The organism is Mesorhizobium sp. M1006, from assembly GCF_040318825.1.
Lineage (GTDB): Bacteria > Pseudomonadota > Alphaproteobacteria > Rhizobiales > Rhizobiaceae > Mesorhizobium.
On record NZ_JAMYMZ010000006.1, the window covers coordinates 88,918 to 108,982 of the forward strand.

The 20,065-nt window shown below is 59.7% G+C and carries 15 protein-coding genes and 3 pseudogenes; 10 read left to right on the forward strand and 8 right to left on the reverse strand.

The window, feature by feature from the left end; genetic code table 11:
* Nucleotides 1-3 precede the first annotated feature (3 nt).
* Nucleotides 4-1,260, reverse strand: a complete 1,257-nt coding sequence (locus NKH60_RS07620) for an O-antigen ligase family protein (protein ID WP_352871665.1) — start codon at nt 1,258-1,260, stop codon at nt 4-6.
* Complete coding sequence (locus NKH60_RS07625; protein WP_352835892.1) at nt 1,257-2,477, reverse strand: glycosyltransferase; 1,221 nt, start codon at nt 2,475-2,477, stop codon at nt 1,257-1,259. Before NKH60_RS07625 ends, NKH60_RS07620 begins: the two co-directional genes overlap by 4 nt.
* Nucleotides 2,478-3,416: 939 nt before the next feature.
* On the opposite strand from NKH60_RS07625, the gene NKH60_RS07630 reads away from it, so the two are divergent.
* Both NKH60_RS07630 and NKH60_RS07635 read left to right on the forward strand, forming a co-directional pair.
* Complete coding sequence (locus tag NKH60_RS07630; protein ID WP_352871667.1) at nt 3,417-5,867, forward strand: calcium-binding protein; 2,451 nt, start codon at nt 3,417-3,419, stop codon at nt 5,865-5,867.
* A 291-nt stretch (nt 5,868-6,158) separates the two neighbouring features.
* Nucleotides 6,159-7,046 carry a LysR family transcriptional regulator gene (locus tag NKH60_RS07635; RefSeq protein WP_352871669.1) on the forward strand — a complete coding sequence of 296 codons (888 nt, stop codon included), beginning with the start codon at nt 6,159-6,161 and terminating at the stop codon, nt 7,044-7,046.
* A 29-nt stretch (nt 7,047-7,075) separates the two neighbouring features.
* Here NKH60_RS07635 and NKH60_RS07640 read toward each other — a convergent pair.
* Nucleotides 7,076-7,304: pseudogene (locus NKH60_RS07640) on the reverse strand (DUF2274 domain-containing protein).
* Complete coding sequence (locus NKH60_RS07645) at nt 7,270-7,977, reverse strand: hypothetical protein (RefSeq protein ID WP_352871671.1); 708 nt, start codon at nt 7,975-7,977, stop codon at nt 7,270-7,272. Before NKH60_RS07645 ends, NKH60_RS07640 begins: the two are co-directional and overlap by 35 nt.
* Before the next feature lie 144 nt (nt 7,978-8,121).
* Here NKH60_RS07645 and NKH60_RS07650 point away from each other — a divergent pair, with 144 nt between their 5' ends.
* Nucleotides 8,122-8,286, forward strand: coding sequence for a hypothetical protein (locus tag NKH60_RS07650; protein ID WP_352593088.1), 165 nt, complete (start codon nt 8,122-8,124; stop codon nt 8,284-8,286).
* Nucleotides 8,287-9,072: 786 nt separating this feature from the next.
* Here NKH60_RS07650 and NKH60_RS07660 read toward each other — a convergent pair.
* Both NKH60_RS07660 and NKH60_RS07665 read right to left on the reverse strand, forming a co-directional pair.
* Nucleotides 9,073-9,298: pseudogene (locus NKH60_RS07660) on the reverse strand (transposase); the annotation flags it as partial.
* A gap of 100 nt (nt 9,299-9,398) precedes the next feature.
* On the reverse strand, nt 9,399-9,779 hold the full coding sequence (locus tag NKH60_RS07665) for a hypothetical protein (RefSeq protein ID WP_352871673.1): 381 nt from the start codon (nt 9,777-9,779) through the stop codon (nt 9,399-9,401).
* 423 nt (nt 9,780-10,202) lie between these two features.
* On the opposite strand from NKH60_RS07665, the gene NKH60_RS07670 reads away from it, so the two are divergent.
* The 4 genes from NKH60_RS07670 to NKH60_RS07685 all read left to right on the forward strand — a co-directional run bounded on the left by NKH60_RS07670 (nt 10,203) and on the right by NKH60_RS07685 (nt 16,030).
* Nucleotides 10,203-11,390 carry a magnesium transporter gene (locus NKH60_RS07670; RefSeq protein WP_352871675.1) on the forward strand — a complete coding sequence of 396 codons (1,188 nt, stop codon included), beginning with the start codon at nt 10,203-10,205 and terminating at the stop codon, nt 11,388-11,390.
* A gap of 483 nt (nt 11,391-11,873) precedes the next feature.
* Nucleotides 11,874-13,148: a tetratricopeptide repeat protein gene (locus tag NKH60_RS07675; protein WP_352871677.1), complete on the forward strand. Its 1,275-nt coding sequence runs from the start codon at nt 11,874-11,876 to the stop codon at nt 13,146-13,148.
* Complete coding sequence (locus NKH60_RS07680) at nt 13,145-13,969, forward strand: FecR family protein (protein ID WP_352871679.1); 825 nt, start codon at nt 13,145-13,147, stop codon at nt 13,967-13,969. Before NKH60_RS07675 ends, NKH60_RS07680 begins: the two co-directional genes overlap by 4 nt.
* Nucleotides 13,970-14,059: 90 nt before the next feature.
* Nucleotides 14,060-16,030, forward strand: a complete 1,971-nt coding sequence (locus NKH60_RS07685) for a CHASE2 domain-containing protein (RefSeq protein WP_352871681.1) — start codon at nt 14,060-14,062, stop codon at nt 16,028-16,030.
* A gap of 98 nt (nt 16,031-16,128) precedes the next feature.
* On the opposite strand, the gene NKH60_RS07690 is transcribed toward NKH60_RS07685, so the two are convergent.
* On the reverse strand, nt 16,129-16,377 hold the full coding sequence (locus NKH60_RS07690) for a hypothetical protein (protein WP_352871683.1): 249 nt from the start codon (nt 16,375-16,377) through the stop codon (nt 16,129-16,131).
* A 401-nt stretch (nt 16,378-16,778) separates the two neighbouring features.
* On the opposite strand from NKH60_RS07690, the gene NKH60_RS07695 reads away from it, so the two are divergent.
* Nucleotides 16,779-17,024, forward strand: coding sequence for a type II toxin-antitoxin system VapB family antitoxin (locus NKH60_RS07695; protein WP_352502773.1), 246 nt, complete (start codon nt 16,779-16,781; stop codon nt 17,022-17,024).
* Nucleotides 17,024-17,452, forward strand: a complete 429-nt coding sequence (locus tag NKH60_RS07700) for a type II toxin-antitoxin system VapC family toxin (protein ID WP_352871685.1) — start codon at nt 17,024-17,026, stop codon at nt 17,450-17,452. Before NKH60_RS07695 ends, NKH60_RS07700 begins: the two co-directional genes overlap by 1 nt.
* 463 nt (nt 17,453-17,915) lie before the next feature.
* On the opposite strand, the pseudogene NKH60_RS07705 reads toward NKH60_RS07700, so the two are convergent.
* Nucleotides 17,916-18,062: pseudogene (locus NKH60_RS07705) on the reverse strand (IS5/IS1182 family transposase); the annotation flags it as partial.
* A 138-nt stretch (nt 18,063-18,200) separates the two neighbouring features.
* Here NKH60_RS07705 and NKH60_RS07710 point away from each other — a divergent pair.
* On the forward strand, nt 18,201-19,952 hold the full coding sequence (locus tag NKH60_RS07710) for an adenylate/guanylate cyclase domain-containing protein (protein WP_352617941.1): 1,752 nt from the start codon (nt 18,201-18,203) through the stop codon (nt 19,950-19,952).
* Nucleotides 19,953-20,065 lie beyond the last annotated feature (113 nt).

A 20,065-nucleotide genomic window follows, 5' to 3' on the forward strand; every position in this document is an offset into this window, starting at 1 on the left:
CCATTAACCCGGATTGTTGGAGATTGCAGAAACTGCTTTCGGAGCACCGGCGACAAGGCAGATGGTCAGCGCAAACCACACGATCGGGTGACGGATGATCAGGTGCGGCATTCCGAAAATAGCGATTGACACCACGAGCGCTAACAGCGCGTCGAGCTTCGCACGCCATACCGACACGATGGCGGCGCTGACGATCCAGACCAGCGCCAGAACCGCAATAAGTCCACCTTGAGTGTACAGATCGAGGATCGTGTTGTGAGCCTCGAAGGGTCGTTCCAAAAATTGCGATTCGAACACTGATGGGCGCTCGAGATGCGGACCTGGACCAAGGCCCAACGACCCGGATTCCGCGCCCTTCTCTATTGCTTCGTCCCAGAGATGCACGCGGAGTGCGGCGGTTTCGGCAGTGGCCTCGCCGCCCTTGTCCTTGGTCAGGCCCTTGGCGAAGTTTTCGAGGACGCTCGCCTCCGTCACGGCGTAGGGGGTTATCGCGATCGCCAACGGAAGGATACCGACGAGCAACAGGAGGACGGCTTGCCGTGAAAAGCTGCCCCTATTGCCACTGGTCTTGAGCCATGTCCTGATCCGCAGCCCGAGGAACGTCAGGCAGGTCAGGATGCTGGTATACAAATAGGTATCGCTCTTTGTCAGCCTCCCGACATAGAAGGTTAGGAACAAGCTGGCGATCCCAAGAGACCTGCCCCATCGATTGCTGGTGGTGGTCGCAAGATGCAAGGCTAGCGGGCCAAAGATTGCGCAGTAGAGCGCGAGCTGGTTTGGATTGTGCGACCAGCCGCGAAAGCGGTCCCAGTACCAGGGATCGACGCCAGCTCGGGGGATCCAACCCCAGCCTTGTCCCAGCTGAATGGCAAGGGCCATATTCGCGATACCCACGACCCACCAGCCAGTACGACGGAGATGGCGGTCGGCCTCGGGTTCTGCAGCGGCAAGGCAGGTGACGCTGACCAACAGCAGGTAGGCCATCGTATCGTGCATCAGGCCCGTCAGATATAGAACTGTGGTCAGATAGCCGACAACGGTGCCGACCCCCAGAGCCAGCGCCATAATCGTCCAGTAGCTTGCAAGGAGTGTCAGCGCCGGCCTGGTCTCCAGGCGACCGCCGGCAAGGACGCGCGCGATCGACAGCATGATCCAAAGCACGAGGAACAGTTCGCCAATCCCCAAGGGCGACCCAGGAATGTCGAGTTGCTCCGCATAGGTCGTTGCGAGCCCGCAGGCCAGGATCGCGTCCCGGATCATCGGCGCACATCCAATCTACCGCTGACAGCATCGTCTCTAATTAAGATCGGATACGCCGGTCGGGCGAGGCCACCGTGGGATTTGGCGCCAAGGATATTTTCGTACAGATCGCAATACTGAGCGACCACCCGCGGCAGCGCGAACTGCTCACGGACGAGTTCGACAGAACGACCGCCCATGATTTTTCCGTGACTGCGGTCGGACAGGATGTCGACTATTCGAGATGCAAGGCCATCGGCGTCGTAAGGTTGGACTAGGTAGCCGTTCCATCCATCCTCGACCACCTCATTGCAGCCGGGCATCTTTGAGGCGACTATGGGCAATCCCGCCAGCCCTGCCTCGAGCAGGACGCGCGGGATTCCTTCTCGATATTGTGTGGGGAAGGCGAACACGTCGGCCATGCCAAGAAGGGCTGGAACATCGCGTCGTGGGCCTAGCGCGATAATATGAGGAGCGTGTCTATCGATTTCCGACTTGTCGACTGCAAATGGACCTTCGGACTCCCAAGGGCCGACAAGCACGAAACGCGCATTAGGCCTTTTAGAAAGGACGCGGGGGACTGCTTGGAGCAGCGTCGGGATGCCCTTCTGGCGGGTTAGCCGGCCCACAAAAATTACGATCTCTGCTGACTGGAGCCCGAGTTCCTGGCGCATTTTCGCCGCCGGCGGAGCAAGATGCCTCGCCATAGCGAACGCATCGACATCGATGCCAGAACTGCGGATCACTCTTCCGCTGCCAGGTTCAATCAATCGAAAGCGCTTGAAGAAAGCCTCATCGTCCCGATTCTGAAATACCGTCGCTGCCGTCCAGAAGGAGGCAAGCCATTGTAGTCCGCAAAAAATTGGACGTAAGGCCAGAGCCCGCGGTTCCAACGATGAGAATGTCCAGCCCAGGCCGTTGATCGTGCGCACGACCGGGACCGTTCCGCGCACCGAAATGGGTGTCAGCAGGTTAGGCTTGGTATCGAAGCTTTGGACGATGTCAGGCCGGAGTTCCGCAAGCAATTTCCGAATCGCTCTTACAGCGGTCCACTCGCCAGTGCCGCTGGCAAATCGGTCGAAACCGTAGCGACGATGCGGAATGCCATGCCGCAAAAACGCAGCCTCATCGCCGGTTGAAACTGCCGTGACCCGGAAGCCGCTTTCGCGCAGGGACATTAGGAACGGAATTCTCAGGGCGTGATCTTCGCCTCCGACACAAACGAGATGCGGATTCATCCCGAAGCTCCCGTCCGTGCGCCGTGTTCCGGTCGCGTGAAGTAACTGCCTTTCGCATCTGCTTTCATGGTTTTGCTTCGTTACTTCTGTGCGCGTGAAAGGATACGGTAGGAGGAGGCTTGCATACTGTCCTCGTCTGTTTGAATGAGGCAAACTGCATGGGGATCACGGCCTTACGGGTATCGCGAACCACCTCGACGGCATCTGGTGGTGCATAGGAACGGGTACGCGGATGAATTGCGCCTCGAACACTAGGGGTTCGGCCAAGCCGGACTTGCAACTGATAAGGCAACCGAAGAAAGCGCTTCCCACAGTCGTGCGTTGTACGGCTGCTCTACGCTGGGCGCGTCGGATTCCTAAGCGCCCGGTCCGGGTTCGCGCCTCAGCTTGTCCCGCTTGTGCTACCAGGCATGATAGTCGACCCCTCAGCCACAACTCCTGGCGCAACCTGCCTCCTTGCGACCAGCGGATAAGCCGATTCGACCGTACCGATGCCGGCAACCTGATCTGCCGACCGATTTCACGCGACGAACGCGGGGACGCCTACGAATTATCCACAACTAATTGGTTGCGGGAGTGAGACTGTGGAGGGGTCTGGCTCTTAGGTGAACGTCTGTCTGATCTCTCAATGCGCGGGTGAACAGTTAGATAGAAACATAGTTTACAAGTTTATTTCAGCGATCTGCAAGATACGCTCTAGATATTAAACTATCTGTCTTTCAATCTGACCAGATGGGCTGGATAAACACGGCCCTTTGATGGGATCATATTCTTGTTACTTATTTATTATGTCCATGGAAGTTACTCCTTCCGTGCAGCATTCCTATTGGCGATCAACCATTCTATCAGAGCCTGCAGGTATGTGATTTGGCGCTAATATACACCCTCTAGTAGGCAGACATCCGCGGGGCGCTATCGAATCAAAATGAGGGATTATGGATGGCAACTCTGCACTATGCATCGGGTGGTTCTGCCACCGAAATCGCAACCGCCGGCTTCAATCTGGCTGACGTTCAGTATGTTTCGCTGGTCGACGCATTGCCTGACGGCATGAAAGGCCTGGTGTACCTCAACGAGCATGAGGGCGTAACCGCATCCTTCATCGAGAAAATGACCCCCTTCCTCGGCAATCCGAATGTGTTTGGGTTCTATCTGGTTGACGAGCCCGATCCCACGGGCAGGTGGGGCACCTATGCAACCGCCGAGAACCTGAAGGCGGAATCCGACTGGATCCATGAGCATTTTCCAGGCGCCAAGACCTTCATCACCATGATGAACATGGGATCCCCGACCAATCCGGATTTTACCAACACCTACAATCCGGCCAACACGCATATCGACTATTTTGGAATAGACCCCTATCCGGTGCGCACGGGAACGGACACGGTCGACTACGACATGATCGACCGAGCCGTGGCTGCAGCGGTGAAATCCGGCATCCCGATCAGCAACATCGTTCCGGTCTATCAGGCCTTCGGTGGCGGTAACTGGGAGACTTCCGACGGCGGCAGACAGGTCATGCCCACCGCCGAACAGATGCAAATCATGATCGATCATTGGGCCAAGCTGGTTCCGTCACCTGCCTTCGACTACACCTACAAATGGGGAACGCAGAACGGCGACACCGCATTAGAGAGCTCTCCGGAATTACAAGCCGTTTTCCGGGAGCACAACCTCGCAACGACTGGGACCGAACCGCCTCCCGTCGACACAAGCGACACCTTGTATGGCACCAGCGGCGACGATGTGTTCCACGGCGCCGGCGGCCACACGATGATCGGCTATGGTGGCAATGACACCTATTATGTCGAAGATGTCCGCGACAAGGAGATTGAGGCAGCAGGCGGCGGTACCGACAAAGTGCTCGCGTCAGTAAGTCATGCGCTTGCGGCCGGGTCGGAGATCGAGCTTCTCGCCACCAGCAATCCGTCCGGCACCACAGCAATGAACTTCAACGGCAACGAATTCGCCCAGACTATCCAGGGCAATGCCGGCGCCAACATCATCAACGGCCTCGGCGGCGCTGACACGATGGCCGGCTACGGCGGCAACGATGCGTACTATGTCGATAATGCCGGCGACAAGGTGGTTGAGGCACAGGGAGGTGGGGCAGACAAGGTGTTCACTTCGGTCAGCCATGCCCTTTCGGCCGGCTCCGAGGTCGAGCTTCTCACCGCAAGGTACCCGGCCGGCACGATGGCAATCAATCTCACCGGCAACGAATTTGCCCAGACCATCCAGGGCAATGCCGGCGCCAACATCATCAACGGTGGCGGCGGCGCTGACACGATGACCGGCTATGGTGGCAATGACACCTACTATGTTGACAATGCCGGTGACAAGGTCATCGAGACAGTGGGCGGCGGCGCCGACAGGGTGGTCACTTCGGTGAGCCATACGCTTTCAGCAGGCTCGGAGATTGAGATTCTTGCCACCAACAGCCCGTCCGGCACGACTGCAATCAACCTCACCGGCAACGAGTTCGCCCAGACCATCCAGGGCAATGCCGGCGCCAACATCATCAATGGCCTCAGCGGCGCTGACACAATGACCGGCTATGGCGGCAATGACACCTACTATGTCGACAATGCCGGCGACAGGGTGTTCGAGGCGGTGGGCGGTGGTACAGACAGGGTGTTCACTTCGGTCAGTCACGCCCTGTTGGCCGGCTCCGAGATCGAGTTTCTCACCGCAAGGTACCCGGCCGGCACGACGGCAATCAACCTGAACGGCAACGAGTTCGCCCAAACCATCCAGGGCAATGCCGGCGCCAACATCATCAACGGCCTCGGCGGCGCTGACACCATGGTCGGCTATGGCGGCAATGATGCCTACTATGTCGACAACGCCGGCGACAAGGTGGTTGAGGCACTGGGGGGCGGCGCGGACAAGGTATTCACTTCGGTGAGTCATGCCCTTTCGGCCGGCTCCGAGATTGAGCTTCTCGCTGCCAGGTACCCGTCTGGCACCACGGCGATCAATCTCACAGGCAACGCCTTTGCCCAGACCATCCAGGGCAACGCCGGCGCGAACATCATCAATGGTGGCGGCGGTGCCGACATCTTGACCGGTAACGGAGGCAATGATGCCTTCGTGTTCAACAGCGCTCTTGGAGCCGGCAATATCGACAAGGTCACCGACTTCAACAAGCTCCAGGACAAGATCCAGCTCGACGACGCCGTTTTTGCCGGGCTTAAGTTGGGCGGCCTTTCATCCGATGCTTTCTTTGCTGGCACGGCTGCGCATGATAGCTCCGACCATATCATCTACAACAGTTCAACCGGAGCGCTCTCTTTCGACAGCGACGGCATCGGCGGCGCAGCTCAAATACAGTTCGCCACTCTCTCTCCAGGTCTGTCGCTTACGGCAGGTTCGTTCCTTGTGATCTGAACGACCCGGAACGGCGGACCTTCAATTCGAGACGGTCCGCCGCCTTATCTTTGTTCAAGCACCGGATTTTCCAAGCGAAATGACCGGTCTGAGTTGTGCTCTCCTCCTGGAGTGCGACGTCCCCTCCATAACGATCACCCCAAAAATGCAATGATATCGTCCTTGTCCGCGTGATCCTGCCTAAAGAAGCCGGAATGGTTTCACTCAGTGTCAATACTGAGATTTGGGGATAGCCCGCCGGCGTCAAAAGCGCTCAAACGCGTTTTGTCGCCAACTTGACTTTGAGTAGAGATGCGGAGCTCCATTCAACTCACGACACTCAATTATGCGCTTGTGGTCGCAGAGGAGGGTAGCTTTCTGCGCGCAGCGCGGCGCGCCGGGATCGATCACACTGCGCTCAGCCGGCGCATACGCGATCTCGAATACGCGATGGGAACGACGATATTTCATCGCCATGCTCGCGGCGTTGGCCCAACCCCAGCCGGCGAGCGTTTCCTGGATCGTCTGCGCTCGGTGCTGCTCGAACTGGACAATACTCTCACCCTGGCCAGGACCGGCATTAAGGATGAAAAACATAGGCTTTCCATCGGCTCCAACGGGATGATCCTCGCCGGGCGAGCATTGGATGCGATTATCGAGTTCGGGCAATCTCATCCCAATGTGACTGTCAGCTTGACAGAGGGTCCTTATCCTTCGCCTGAGGCTGCTCTGGGTGCCACCCAGGTCGACGTGGTCGTGACCTCCTCTTCCCGGTTTGCCGGCGGCGCATTCGAATTGACGCTGTGGAAAGACACTCTGGCTGTCGTTCTTGCTTCAAATCATTCTCTCGCCAGCCGTTCCGTGATCGAGTGGCACGAGTTGCACCAGGAAACGTTGCTGGTGCGCAGGGGCGAAACATTTCAGCTCGCCGACGCTGTTGGACGCGGCGTGCAGTTTCCTCCAATCGTCGAACATCACGTCAGTGCGGGAATCCTTTTGCGCCTTGTCGGAAACGGACTTGGAGTCGCTCTGATCCACGACCGAGATGCCGACAGCATTCCTCAGGATGCGGTCTGTCGTAAGCTGCGGATCGGAGGCAAACCAATCCAGATCTCCAGTTTAGCCCGTTGGCGCCCCGACAACGCCAATCCTGCCCTGCCGACCTTCATCTCTTTCCTGCGCGATCGGCATTCGTGCTGAGACTCTTCCGACCGGCATGAACCGAGCAGTCACCCGGTTTCAGAGTGCGTCGGGGTCTGGCGAACGAACGCTCTGTCCGTTGTCATGAACCGGGTCAGCATCGGCGCTATCAGCTTTGCCGGATCGGCGACTGTCTGTCCGGTCTCGCGGCCGCGCAATTCAGCATAGGCGACGAGATCGCGATGAACGGCCGGGCAGTTCGACCGTGATCCTGACCGGACGGTCATCGGGAATGGCGGAGAGTTTCAGCTTGGTCAGGACGGATCCTTCGGCGTCGCACCCGGTCAGCACCAAAGCCTTCGGCGATGCGCACCAGATCACAGAGCGCTGAGCGGATTTGCGGCCATGGAAACTCGGAGCATTCCTCCCAGGCTTCGCCCTCTCGCACCACGGCATCGAGCTTGCCCGCCACACCGGCAAGAGTCGTGGCGTGGGTGGTTGAGAAAGCTCCCAGAAGATCCTTCGCCCGGTCGCAAGCCTCGCGTTCGGCCCTGAGCGCAGCGGTGTAACCTGTCTTCTCGGCCGCCGCATCCCAGCGTGCTTGATGCATTGCGAACTCAGTTTCGGCCTTCCCTCGGAGAGCGGCGGTATCCGGCCCGTTGCCGAGCACTTCATTGAGCCGCTCGATCGAGTGGACCGTCAGTTCCTTACCTTCGGGCACGCGGAGGGTCACACAAGGAAAGCCGACGCTCTCGACAAGCCTTGTCTCCAAGCGCTGCTGCCTGCGGCAAAGCCGCTCGGTCTGTTTATGGACTCTCTCCCATTCCCGCCAAAGCGCCAGTGCAGGATCAGAACGCACATTCGTGCTTCCGGCGCCGCTTGCGGGCGCGTTGCCTTCGAGTGTCCACGCGGTGGTGGCCACGACTGTTCCCTCAAGTACTCGCCTGCGGGTGACGGAAGGCAGAGTCGTGGTATTGTCGGAATCAGCCATGATCCGAGCTCCATCAGCTTGGGTTGTGGTCAGGCTGACTGGAGTTTGGCGCACTCTGGCCAGCCGCCGCACGTGCGATGCAAGTGCGGTGCACGTGCATATCTATGCGCCTTTTGAAACCGAATATCAAGCCGCAGAGCGAAAATGACCAAAAAGCCGTTCACCACCCGCCTTGATCCGCCGGTCTTGGCCTTGGCGCAACAGCTTGCAGAAGCGGAGCGGCGTTCTATCACCTCGGTGATAGAACTCGCATTGATCGAGTACGCGGAACGGCGCGGAATCAAGATAAGTGCGAAGGAAAGGGAATAGTCAGAAGCGAGCTGGCGCACGCCCGCCAAGGTACCGGGATGGCGAACACACATGCGATCACATGGAGCAGAAATCAGCCGAGGGCCCGGCTGACCAACGGGTAGGTGACTGGCACGTTTCCGCCCCTGCCCGCGCTCGACCACCAGGGACAAGCCAACTAATGCTGGCCGTCGTATCCTAGACCGGCAGGCGAACTCTTCTTACAATCTCATCGAAACAGACGGACAAAACTCGTTACGGTCGACCTTGCCAATGCGGAACGGCTCGCTGCCAACGAATTCGGCAGCTCTGGCCGACATTGGCACCACAACAGCTGCGGATTCTCCGTTTTTACTCCGCCGCTCCGCGCTCAGCGCGATCGTTCAAGGTGACTAGATTTTTTTGCCCGGGCCAGGCAATCGGGCTGCTCGTTGCGATAGGGGGTCCGATTACCACAATGAGGGCGTTCCCGGCAAGAAGGCCAGCTCAATGGAGATGTCATCCCATTCGATCTCGCCCCAGCCGAGAGGCACGTGCAGGTCGCCTATACTCAGAGCTGCATCCTCCTGCGGGAGGTAGGTTCTGTGGAGCTCTGCGGGCGCCCGAAGGAATCATGGACATGCAGGTGCCCTGCCACGGCGCCATGGCCCGCAGTTGCTCGCGGAAGTTCAGGCTCCCGATGGGTGGATTCAATATAGGCGTGGTTGAAATCGACGAGCCACCAGGGCCGACGGCCTTCACCGTCTGCGCCACCTCGGCCGGGGTCTGCCGGCACTGACCCGGTTCCATGGCGAAGAGGCTCTCAAAGGCGATGATGATCACCGCCAGCTTGCGGGGCCACCGCGACACTGGCTCTACGGTGGCAGGAGCGTTTGGCGGTCGCCTCACCCCAGCTCTTGACCTTGTCCCTGCCCTTGAAGCGGATCACCAGACCCGATACCGCCTCGCAGAGCAAACGCCGCACATCCGAGTTGCCGGCTTTCGAGATCCGTCCCTGGACAATCGTGGAGCCGGAGTGCCAGCGCCGCGACAGCGAGCGTGCCGAGGCATGGTTGCACGGCTTCGACGGCCTGCCGATTGGCGGTGGAGCCGAAGCCGATAAGCAACCAACTAAAGACCGAGTTCGAAAGCCGTCAGCGGTCGGTCCACCAACCGCTGGCGCGGGCGGCATCGAAGCACACTTTCCTAGGGTGGGGGCCTTTGAGCGCGGCCTTCAGAGCGGCAACGCCACGATTGTACTCTTTCGCTTTGTTATACTTCCCATCCTCAACAAGAAAGTCGCCAAAACGTCTGTCGTTATAGATCGATTGAGAGCAAAACAAATAAGCTGCCATCTGATATCCATAATCGAAGGCAACCGAGTTAGCGCGGGCGGCGGTTGGAGTGAACGAGTTTGCGCAAATCACCATTGCCGCGACCGGCATCATGCCTACGCACGAAAATTTCATTGTTGTTGCCCTCTTCCAAGACGCAACGAACTTGCCGAAGTTTTTGCCTTGGTGCAAGACCGTCATGAAATCGTCCTCGAAGGAGCTCGTGCTCCACATCCTTGTGTGCAAGCAGTCGCAGATCTTAACCGGCCGTGGCCTCAATACCTGGTGAAACTGGCAAGATGCGCCGGATGAGGCAATCATTCGAACGCCGGAGACCCTGCCTCTGCAGAATTTCCGGTTTTAAGTTCATTGGTCGGCGTGCTCGCAAAGCCCAGAAGACCGGTGAAGTTCGCAACATGTCAAATTCTCGGCGACACTCTGACGTTACAGCCCGCCTGTATGCACCCACGCAATGGCGCAGATCTATCTGGGTTCGGTCCACTCGGGCCCGAGAGGTGAAGATTTCGGGATCGAGGCGCTTGGTCCACTGCGCGCCAGACGGAGCGATCCAATCCGTGTCATACTGTCAGAGGCATGACTCTAGCAATTTGGGGGCCGTAGCAAATGAAAGAAGAGAACGACATTCAGAAGTTGGTGCGCACATTACGTGCTCGAGCACCTGATGACGCGGCTGAATTGCTGGCCCGAGAATCTCCCGAGTTCATCCGCGACACACTAAAGCTGTTGCCGGACGGGCACGCCCGTAAGGTGGCCGAGCATTTGCCACCGCATATGCGGCCCATCAGGTCTCATGGCAGTGGCAAGGATTTCGCGGTCCCCGACTCGCTCGTCGAGCTGATGGACCCGATTCCCGCCAGCGTTCCTGTCGCGACGACGGTTGCCGCCGCAGTGGAGGCGGTCAGACGCGCCCAGGTGCCGACCGAGCTCACTTATCTCTACGTCACGGACGAAGGCAATAAACTGGTTGGCCTGGTGGTCCTGCGCGATCTGATGCTGAGCGAAGCGGACGCGACGGTGGATCAGATCATGCTGCCCAGGCCGTTCGCCCTTAATGTCGGTCTGTCTTTGAGCGACGCCTGCAAGGCAGCAGTACGCCGTCAGTACCCTGTCTATCCGGTGGTGGACGCGGAGAACCGGCTGCTCGGGCAGGTTCGCGGCTGGCGCTTGTTCGAGCAGCAAATCATCGAGATTTCCGCTCAGTCTGGCCAGATGGTGGGTGTCCAGAAGGAGGAGCGTTCTTTTACGCCGCTGTTTTCAGCCTTCTTGAAGCGTCATCCGTGGCTGCAGCTGAACCTGCTGACGGCCTTCATGGCCGCTTTCGTGGTCAGTTCATTCACAGGCACGATCGAGAAGATCGTCGCCCTGGCGGCGTTCCTCCCGGTCTTGGCCGGGCAGAGCGGAAACACCGGCTGCCAGGCACTGGCTATGACGCTGCGTGGCCTTGCCCTGGGGGATGTGGACAAACGACCGAAGCTGCACCTGGTGATGCGGGAGGGCGCGCTCGGGATCGCCAACGGCGTGCTCGTCGGTCTTGTGGCGGCTGCGGCGATGTGGTTCTACGCCTCGCGGCAACCGGAGTCGGCGGCCCAGGCGCCGATGCTGGCACTTGTGATCCTGCTCGCCATGTCCGGATCGTGCCTCATGTCCGGAATCTCCGGCGTGCTGATCCCGCTGGGCCTGCGCCGGGTCGGCGCCGATCCGGCGGTCGCCTCGGCGATCTTCCTCACCACCGTGACCGATATTGTAGGCATGGGCCTGATGCTGGGGCTGGCCACCATGCTCGTGCTGTAGCAAGACGCGTCCGGTGACGCGTCCCTGCGAGTCGGCGATAACTGACCTCGTCGCGTTCAACGAAACAGCAAGAGCCGTGCCGCATCGCGCACGCGTCGTGAGAAGCACCTTCCGGCAGCTCTCCGACCCCTTGCGCAACGCGACGGAAGACCTTTGGATGAGCCGTGGGTGACCTTGAAGCCTCATTCGATGACCAGATACGCGCAGAATCGCGCAAACAATATTAATCTTGTCGGCTGTTCGATCCGCCCCTGATGATGATTTGGGTTAGTTGCCACTGGTGCCGAATACTTCAATTATGTACAGCAACGCTGAGAAGATGTTTTGACAACCAGCGCAGCCGAAATACGAATAAACCCGATAGTTTGTTGCGCCGCTGCAACAGCTGCTGAGACTCGCATGGTCTGGTGACAGTTCAGTCGCCTTTTTCTTGGAGTCGTGCTAAATCCTTCGCACTAGTCGGGTTTGGGGTGGGTTCTCGGCATGCAATCTTCGTTTCGAACGATCTTCGGCTTCGCCGCAGCGCTGCTTTGTACCGGCGTATTGCCGGCCGGCGCACAAGGTCTTTTTACGGCATATGACGATGCGTTTTCGGCCCGCATCGCCAGTCCGGCCGACAATGGAACGCTCGCTCAATTCGTCACGGTTGCCGTCAACGCGGGACAATACGATCAGGCGATCTCCTCAATCGAGCAGTATCTGATCAAATATCCCCGCGATGCGCGCGCCCGACTGGCGGCCAGCCGATTGTACTATCATGTCGGCTCCTATGAATTGGCCCGGCGGCAGGTGCAGTACGGCATCGAAGTCGGCGGTCTGACCGCAAGTGAGCAGCAGGAAGCCGTTCGCCTGCTCGCCCGCATCGAGCGCGCGTTGCGTGGCGTCACCTGGGAACTCGCCCTGACCGGCGGCGTGTTCAGCGCATTTACCGATTTTGAGCCCGGCGGGGCGCAGGACGACGACAGCTTCGTCTCGCCCTATGGGCGGGCGGAAGGCTTTGTCCGGTGGGACCTCGGCACGCCAAGCGCCGACGCTCTCGTCCTTTCAGGCTCATTGACCGCGACACAGCGCTTTTTCACGGAAGACCTGTCGGTTCCGGGTAGCGAGGAGACCTTCATCCACGGCAACGCCGCAATCACCTGGGACAAGGGGCTGCCGAACAGTGGGATCGATTCGCTGCGCCTGCTGCTTTCGGCGTTCACAGTTACGGATCGTTTCGACAGCGATATCCACGAGACCGGCATCGGCGTCAGTGGGCGCTTTCTTGTGCGCCCTACGGTCGAAACGACGCTTTTCGCAGGCGGCGGCTACATCGATCTAAGCGCCTCGCAAGGCATTTTCGCCGATAGCAGGGTTTTCTACGAGGCGGGCGGCAGCTACCGCTTCCGCAATGGCCAGGCGCTCGGACTGCGGCTGGTCGGCTCGAATGACTTCGCCTCCGGATCTGGCGAAATCGGCCACAGCTACACGGGCGAGGTCCGCTATGGCGGCCTGTTGATGAACGTACCGGATCTTTTCGCATGGTCGCACCAGATCGCTTTTTCGGCCGGCCACAGCAACACTCCCGATCTGTCCGTCGGCATCGGCACAGATATCAAGAGCGACTTCTGGCGCATTGCCTCGGAAAGCGATTTTCAGCTGACGGAGGCGCAGAAGATCAGCGTCGATCTCGCCTATCGCGAAACCAACTTCGACATCGCCAACCGCGACCGAAAATCGTTCGAAATGCTCATGAGCTATACGTTGACGCTCAATTGAAAGAGGCCGCGATGAGGACCCCGTACCGTCAGATCGCCATTTTTGTCGCCTGCCTTGTTTTTTCGGCACCATCCGCCGCTGAAACGGTCGGGTCGATGACGGCCTACCAGACCAACATCGTCCGCAACAACGGCGGGACAATGAACGTTGGGGCCGGCGTCGAACTCGGCGACCAGCTGCGCAGCAATCCCACCGGTCTTGGAATGCTGGTGTTCCGGGACGAATCGAGCGCCAAGATTGGTCCGAACACCAGCCTGACGATCGATGAATTCGTCTACAATCCGGGCTCCGGATCGGGAAAGATCGACATCGGGATGAACAGCGGCCTGGCCCGTTTTTATGGCGGCCAGGTTTCGAAAGGCGGCGTCATGCAGGTTGCGACGCCGCATATGGTGCTCGGGGCCAGAGGCGGCATCATCGAAGTGCTGGTGGCAGCCGGCCAGACCGTGGGCATTCTGCGCGCCGGCCGCATGACCTGCACGATCAATGGCAAACGGCTGGTCATCACAAACCCGGGCTACGCCTGCACATCGGAAGATGGCAAGCTGCTGACCGGCTACGGCGGAATCGACACCTTCCCGATATTGGACAGCATCGACCGGATTGCCGGCACCGGCCTGCCAGGCGCACCGGGTCCGGGATTGGACGTAAGCGCACTTTGTGCGTCGGCACTCGGCGGCTCGCTCAAAATCTGCGACTCCACCGACGGCGCATTGCCAGGAGTGGTCATGGAGTTCCCCGACACCCCAACGCCACCCGTGGGCGGCGGCGTGAATAAGGGCGAGTGTCAGGGTGAGGGTTGCTGCTACTACTGTGAATAGGCCTGGCCGCACGACATGAGCCTCTTGGTCGGTTGGCGCTGGGCTGATTGGCGGCAAGCTGCCAGGAGTAAGATATCCGGCTTTTTGGTCGTGCTCCTGCTGCTCGCTTGCCATTTGGCTTTCGACGGGCCGCTGTCGCGCCTGCGTGAGCGGACGTACGACTTCTACCAGTTTCTCGCTCCGCGCCAGGCGACGAGCAATCCTGTCGTGATTGTCTCGATAAACGACGCCAGCCTCAAGGCACATGGGCGATGGCCCTGGAACCGGGGCCTCTTGGCCGATCTGGTCGATGGCATCACCAAGTCCGGCGCCGCGGTCATCGGGCTTGCGCTGGTGCTGCCAGAGGCCGACACCTCGCCTGAGGGCATCGCCGGAGACAAGCGCCTGGCAGCGGCGCTGGCCAAAAATCGAACGGCGCTTGCTGTCAGCCTGGGCAATGAGGCGACGGTTTCAGATGCAGGGCCCAAAGCCGGCTGGTCGATCGTCGGACAGGTACCCGACACACTTCCCGGCTTCACCGGCCTGACCGGCTCGCTTGCCGAATTCTCGAACGCCGCCGCGGGCCTCGGGGTAATTCGCACCTTGCCCGATCCCGACGGCGTACTGCGCCATGTGCCGCTGCTGTGGCTTCGCAATACCGCTCAAGGCGTGCAGCTGTGGCCGTCCTTCGCGCTCGAGCTTCTTCGCCTTTACGCCGGGCAGGACGGCTACATAGCCCGGATGAATGCAGCCGGGTTCGACGCACTCAGGATGGCCGGCGCCATCGTGCTGCTCGAGCCGGAGGGGACCATCCGCCTCTGGGAAACCGCCACGGATACGCCGCGTATATCTGCCAGCACTATCCTTTCGGGCGGCAGTGATCCACGGCTGCGGGACGCCATCGCCATTGTCGATCTGTCGGCCGTGGGACTGACGCAGTACCTGCCCACCCCGACACGTCCAGCGCGACCAGGCGCGGACATCCACGCCGATGCAATCGGCCAGCTGCTTGCGGGGCGCTACCTAACAGAGCCAACGCATGCGCGCACGGTGGAGCGGCTCTGGTTTGTCCTCAGTGCCGTCATTTTTATCGGACTTTCCGGAGTGCTCGCCGGGCGTGTCGTGCTTGGTGCCCTGGCTCTCGTGCTGCTTGCCGTCACGCCGTTCGTGTTCGGCGCTCTCGAATACAGCCTGCAGGGTGCACTCTATGACCCGCTGCAGCCGGCGCTTGCGACGATCCTGGTAGCCGGCTTCGAAGGCTATGTTCTCTACAGGCGCAGCGAGCAGCGCCGGTCCACCCTGGCACGGCAGTTCGCCCAGTATCTGTCACCTTCCGTGGTGCAGCGCCTCGCAAGCTCAGACACCGAAGCGATCCTGTCCGGCGAGAAGCGCGAGATCACGATCCTGCTCAGCGACATACGCGGCTTCACGACGATGAGCGAACAACTCGACACCCAGGAAATCGCAAAGGTGGTCAACCACTTCCTCGGCATTGCGACCGATGAGATCCTCAAGCGCGACGGCACCATCGACAAGTTCATGGGTGACGCGGTGCTGGCCTTCTGGAACGCGCCGCTTGATCAGCCGGACCATCGCGAGCGCGCGCTCGACGCGGGCCTTGCCCTGATCGAACGGGTGAAGCGCGAAGACGCCGCCTTCACCGCGGACGGCCACCCCTCCATCGCAATCGGCGTCGCCATCGAGACGGGCATCTGCTCGGTAGGCAATTTCGGCTCCGAACGGCGTTTCGATTACACCGCGATCGGCTCTCCGGTGAACCGCACGGCTCGGCTCGAGTCGACGACCAAGAAGCTGGGCATCCCCCTGGTGCTTGGTCCCGGCTTTGCGGCAGGAGCGCCGATGCCGGTCGTCCAGGCGGGCGCCTTTGAACTCCAGGGTTTCAAGGGCGAGGTGCCGGTTTTCACCGTTCCGGAGATGCAAGCTGCTCACCAAGCTATGAGCCGCGAAGTGGAGAGCCAACGTGGTGAGCAATCTGGCGCCCCTGCCGTGGTGGTTGGTTCGCCGCCATCCGTGCAAATGGCACCGCCTGATCTTGCACCCCGAACCCGAAGCACACGCTGACCGGATCCAGCGGATCGCGGGGTGCCGACCTGCTTTGTGAACTAATACTGCTGGGGAGGCTAGGTGTCATCAAACGGCCCTTTAATTGCGGGTGGCTGTCAATCCGGATCAGCGCGACAGCCGATGAGACGCGGATAGACGGCGAAGGGATCCGTCGAGGTAACCCCGGCAATGATTGTCGAGGCCGCCGAATTTTCGAGCGAGAAGATAGGCCGTGTTATCCAGTTCAGCACGAATGGCAGCACGGCTTCGTTGAGTTCGCCGGCGCCATCATGTGGAGGCAGCGCGTGGTTCAGATTGTTTATCCTCGCCGCCGGATCATGCGCTCGGGATGTTCCCAAGAGCATCCAGCCGTAGCACTCCCCGAGCTGCCCTAACGAGAGAGTTCGCTGGGCCGGGATTATGGCCGTTATGAACCTGACGCAATCGATGCAGCTGGCGCGGCCTCGTCGGGCGCGTGGGCGGTCTATCGACATCAACCGATCGCCGCGGATGTTGGGATGCGCATGCGTCGGCGCACGTAGCGTCGATACGCCTTGGGCATGTAGGCGTTGACAGTGACATGGCCGGAGCGACGTGTTTCAGACGCCGAGCAATTCCAAGGACTGAGCACCAGAACCGAACCTCCCGACGGATTTTCGCGAGCTGCATTCCTCCCTCCCCTCCTTATCAAAACCGCCGCTCGCGAATTCGCTGGCGAGTATATCTCCGGCATGATATACATATATCACTCATGAGGATATACAAAATGCCGCTCTTCATTCGCGACCCCGATGTCGACGCCATGGCCGTCGAGCTGCAGCAGATTACCAAGGCGCGCAGCAAGACCGAGGCCGTCAGAACCGCCTTGCGCCATGAGATCGAGCGCAACCGCGGCAGCGTCCCGCTGCGCGAGAGACTTGCCAAAGTCAAGGAAATGGCGCGGCGGATCGGGCCAGCCAACCCTGATTTCGATATGAAGAAATTCACCGACGAAATGTGGGGCGACGACTGATGTTCGTCGATGCCTCGGTGATCGTTGCCATCCTGAACGAGGAACCTGGCGCGGAAGAACTGGAAAAGCGGCTCGCGGCCGCGACCAAGCCGCTGTATATCTCCCCGCTCGTCCGGTTCGAGGCAGTCCAGGGACTCGCGCGAGCGTCGGCCGAAGCCATCAAAAAGAACGCCAAGCCCACGGCCAACATGCTGGCGCAAGCCCGTGATACCGTCGACGCCTTTTTGATCGAGATCGCCGGCAAGGAAATCACGATATCCGGCGACATCGGCGACCGGGCGATCGAAGCCAGCATGAAATACGGCAAAGCAGTCGGGAACAAAGCCGATCTCAATTTCGGCGATTGTTTTGCCTACGCCTGCGCGAAGGCTCATCGGCTTGCCCTGCTTTACAAGGGCAATGACTTTTCACAAACTGATCTGGCGTAAGGCTTTCCTGGCCTTGCATCGCGGCGCGAGAGCCATGCAGACGCTCGGTGTCGTAAGCCGACTATTCCCGCTGATTATGAGCGATGAAAGACGTCGACCATCCGGTTTCGCGAGGTCCGCATCGTTCCCGGTCCGATGCGGTGTGTCTGCGATGATGACGCGAGCAAAATCCGCTGTCGTTAACGTCTTAAAATGCGCGGATATTCAGCTTGCATCGGAGCTGCCTGTCTCAGAAAATCGGCCGAGTGGCCGGATGACATGATGCTGCGTGGGATGCGCGAGCATTACCGGAAATCGAGCTTACCGACATTGTCCAGGTAATTGAGCACGAACCGCTCAAACCAGACGGCTGACGTCGGCTGATCGAGCTGTCCAAAACTGCGGGTCGGTTCTCCAGCCGATTGCGACCTTCTCGGCTAAGGGTGAACAGTGGTAGCGGCGAGGAGGAACTCGTCGCGCGCCTGAGGTTCGCCGCCAATCCATAGGCGCTGTCGGCGGCCAAATACTCCGGCTTCAGGCCGAAGCGGTCCGCGGTCCTGTCAATCCTGGTGCGCGCGGCTCCCACCTCAGCCTGCCGGATCGCGCGGGTCGCCTCGACGTCCAGGGTGACGCGTTGAGCGGTCACTCCGTTCACTACCCAAAGCTGTGCTTCTTCGTCCGTATGCGGAACTGATTGGAGGGTATCTCGCTGGCCACAAACTGCGCGGCATCCGTCCGCAGCTGTGATAGGTTCGGGTATGGGCATGCAATGACCGAAGTACGCAAGCTCGCGGCAATCCTGGTGGCGGACATCGTCGGCTTCAGCCGTCTGACGGCGAGTGACGAGGATCGTACGCTCGCTCGCATCCGCACGCTGCGAAGCGACCTCGTCGACCCGACCATCGCAGTTCATCGGGGTCGGGTCGTGAAGAGCACCGGCGATGGCGTGCTGTCCGAGTTTCGGAGCGGCGTTGACGCGGTCCGCTGCGCTATGGAGCTGCAGGTAGGGATGCTCGAGCGCAATTCCGGATTGCCGGCAGAGCGTCGAATTGAACTGCGCATCGGTATTCATATCGGCGATGTTGTCGAGGAAGCGGATGGCGACTTGATGGGCGATGGCGTCAATATCGCTGCTCGTCTGGAGGGCATGGCGAAGCCAGGAACAATCTGCCTGTCTGAAGATGCCTACCGTCAGGTGCGGAGCCGGCACGACCTCGCGATTTGTGATCTCGGCGAGAGAGTCCTTAAGAACATTGCTGAGCCGATGCGTGTTTATGCGCTGGAGGTCGGTACGCCTGCCCGTCGCGAGCCAACTGTCTTAATCGGCGCCACTCCGGCTCCGCTCGCCCTTCTCGACAAGCCGTCCATCGCCGTGCTGCCCTTCATCAACATGAGCGGCGACGCCGAACAGGAGTTCTTTACCGACGGCCTGACAGAGGACATCATCACCGATCTCTCCAATGTACCGGGCTTCTTCGTAATCGCCCGTAACTCCACCTTCGCCTACAAGGGCAAGCCCAGTGATGTCCGTCAGATCGCTCGCGATCTAGGGGTCAAGTACATACTTGAGGGCAGCGCGAGGCGGTCCGTCAAGCGTTTGCGTGTAAATGTGCAGCTGATCAACGCGGCGGAAGGCGGCAATCATGTCTGGGCCGAGCGTTTCGACCGCGAAATCGCCGACATCTTCGACGTTCAGGACGAGGTCACGCGACGCGTTGTTGAAGCGATTTCTGGCAAGCTCAGTGAAAGGAACATTGTTAGCCGTTTTCGACCGTCAAATCTCGAAGCCTATGATCTTTGTGTTAGGTCGCGAGGCAAATGGAACATTTCCAGATCAGACAACAGCGAGGCGCGTTCAGCTTTGGAACGTGCCGTTGCACTCGATCCAAACTACTGTGAAGCGCACAGCAATCTTGCCATCTCACTGCTGTTTGGCTGGATTATTTGGGGAGAACCACAGGTACCCGGCCGCGCAAAGGCTCTGATGCACGCACAACGGGCCGTGGAAATCGATCCCGGCGATTCCAACGTTCGCAGGATCCTAGGCTGCGTTCAGCTTTTTGAGCGCAATTGGGATGAAGCAAAATCTCAATTCGATGCTGCCATTCGGATAAATCCCAACAATGCAGATGCGGTTGCATGGATTGGTGAGCTTCAAATCTACTTGGGCAAGCCGCAAGCGGCCCTGATAGCTTGCGCGGAGGCGCTGCGTTTAAATCCTCGTCCACCCGGTTGGTATTTCTGGATCGTGGGAATGGCGCAGATTTCCACCGGTCAGTACGAAGAAGCGGTCGTGTCCTTGAGCCGGGAAGAAACCTACGGGACAGGTTCGAGGGAGCACCTGATTGCCGCGCTTGCCCTTGCCGGCCGCTTGCCTGAGGCACAGGAGGAAGCCCGCCTATTTCTTGCGGGCAATCCAGGTTGGACGATCGGCGAACTAGTAGCGAACTTGCCATTTAGGAGCATGAGTGCTGCCCAGCCCTTTGTCGATGGCTGGCGTCTGGCGGGCTTGCCGGACTAGGCGTATTTCGACGTTGGTGAAACCCCCGCACGCCACCAGGTGGCGGACGTAGCGGCACCGGCGCGAGTCCGCGAAAGCGCTATCGACCGCTCCATCCCTGCAAGTTGTCGTCT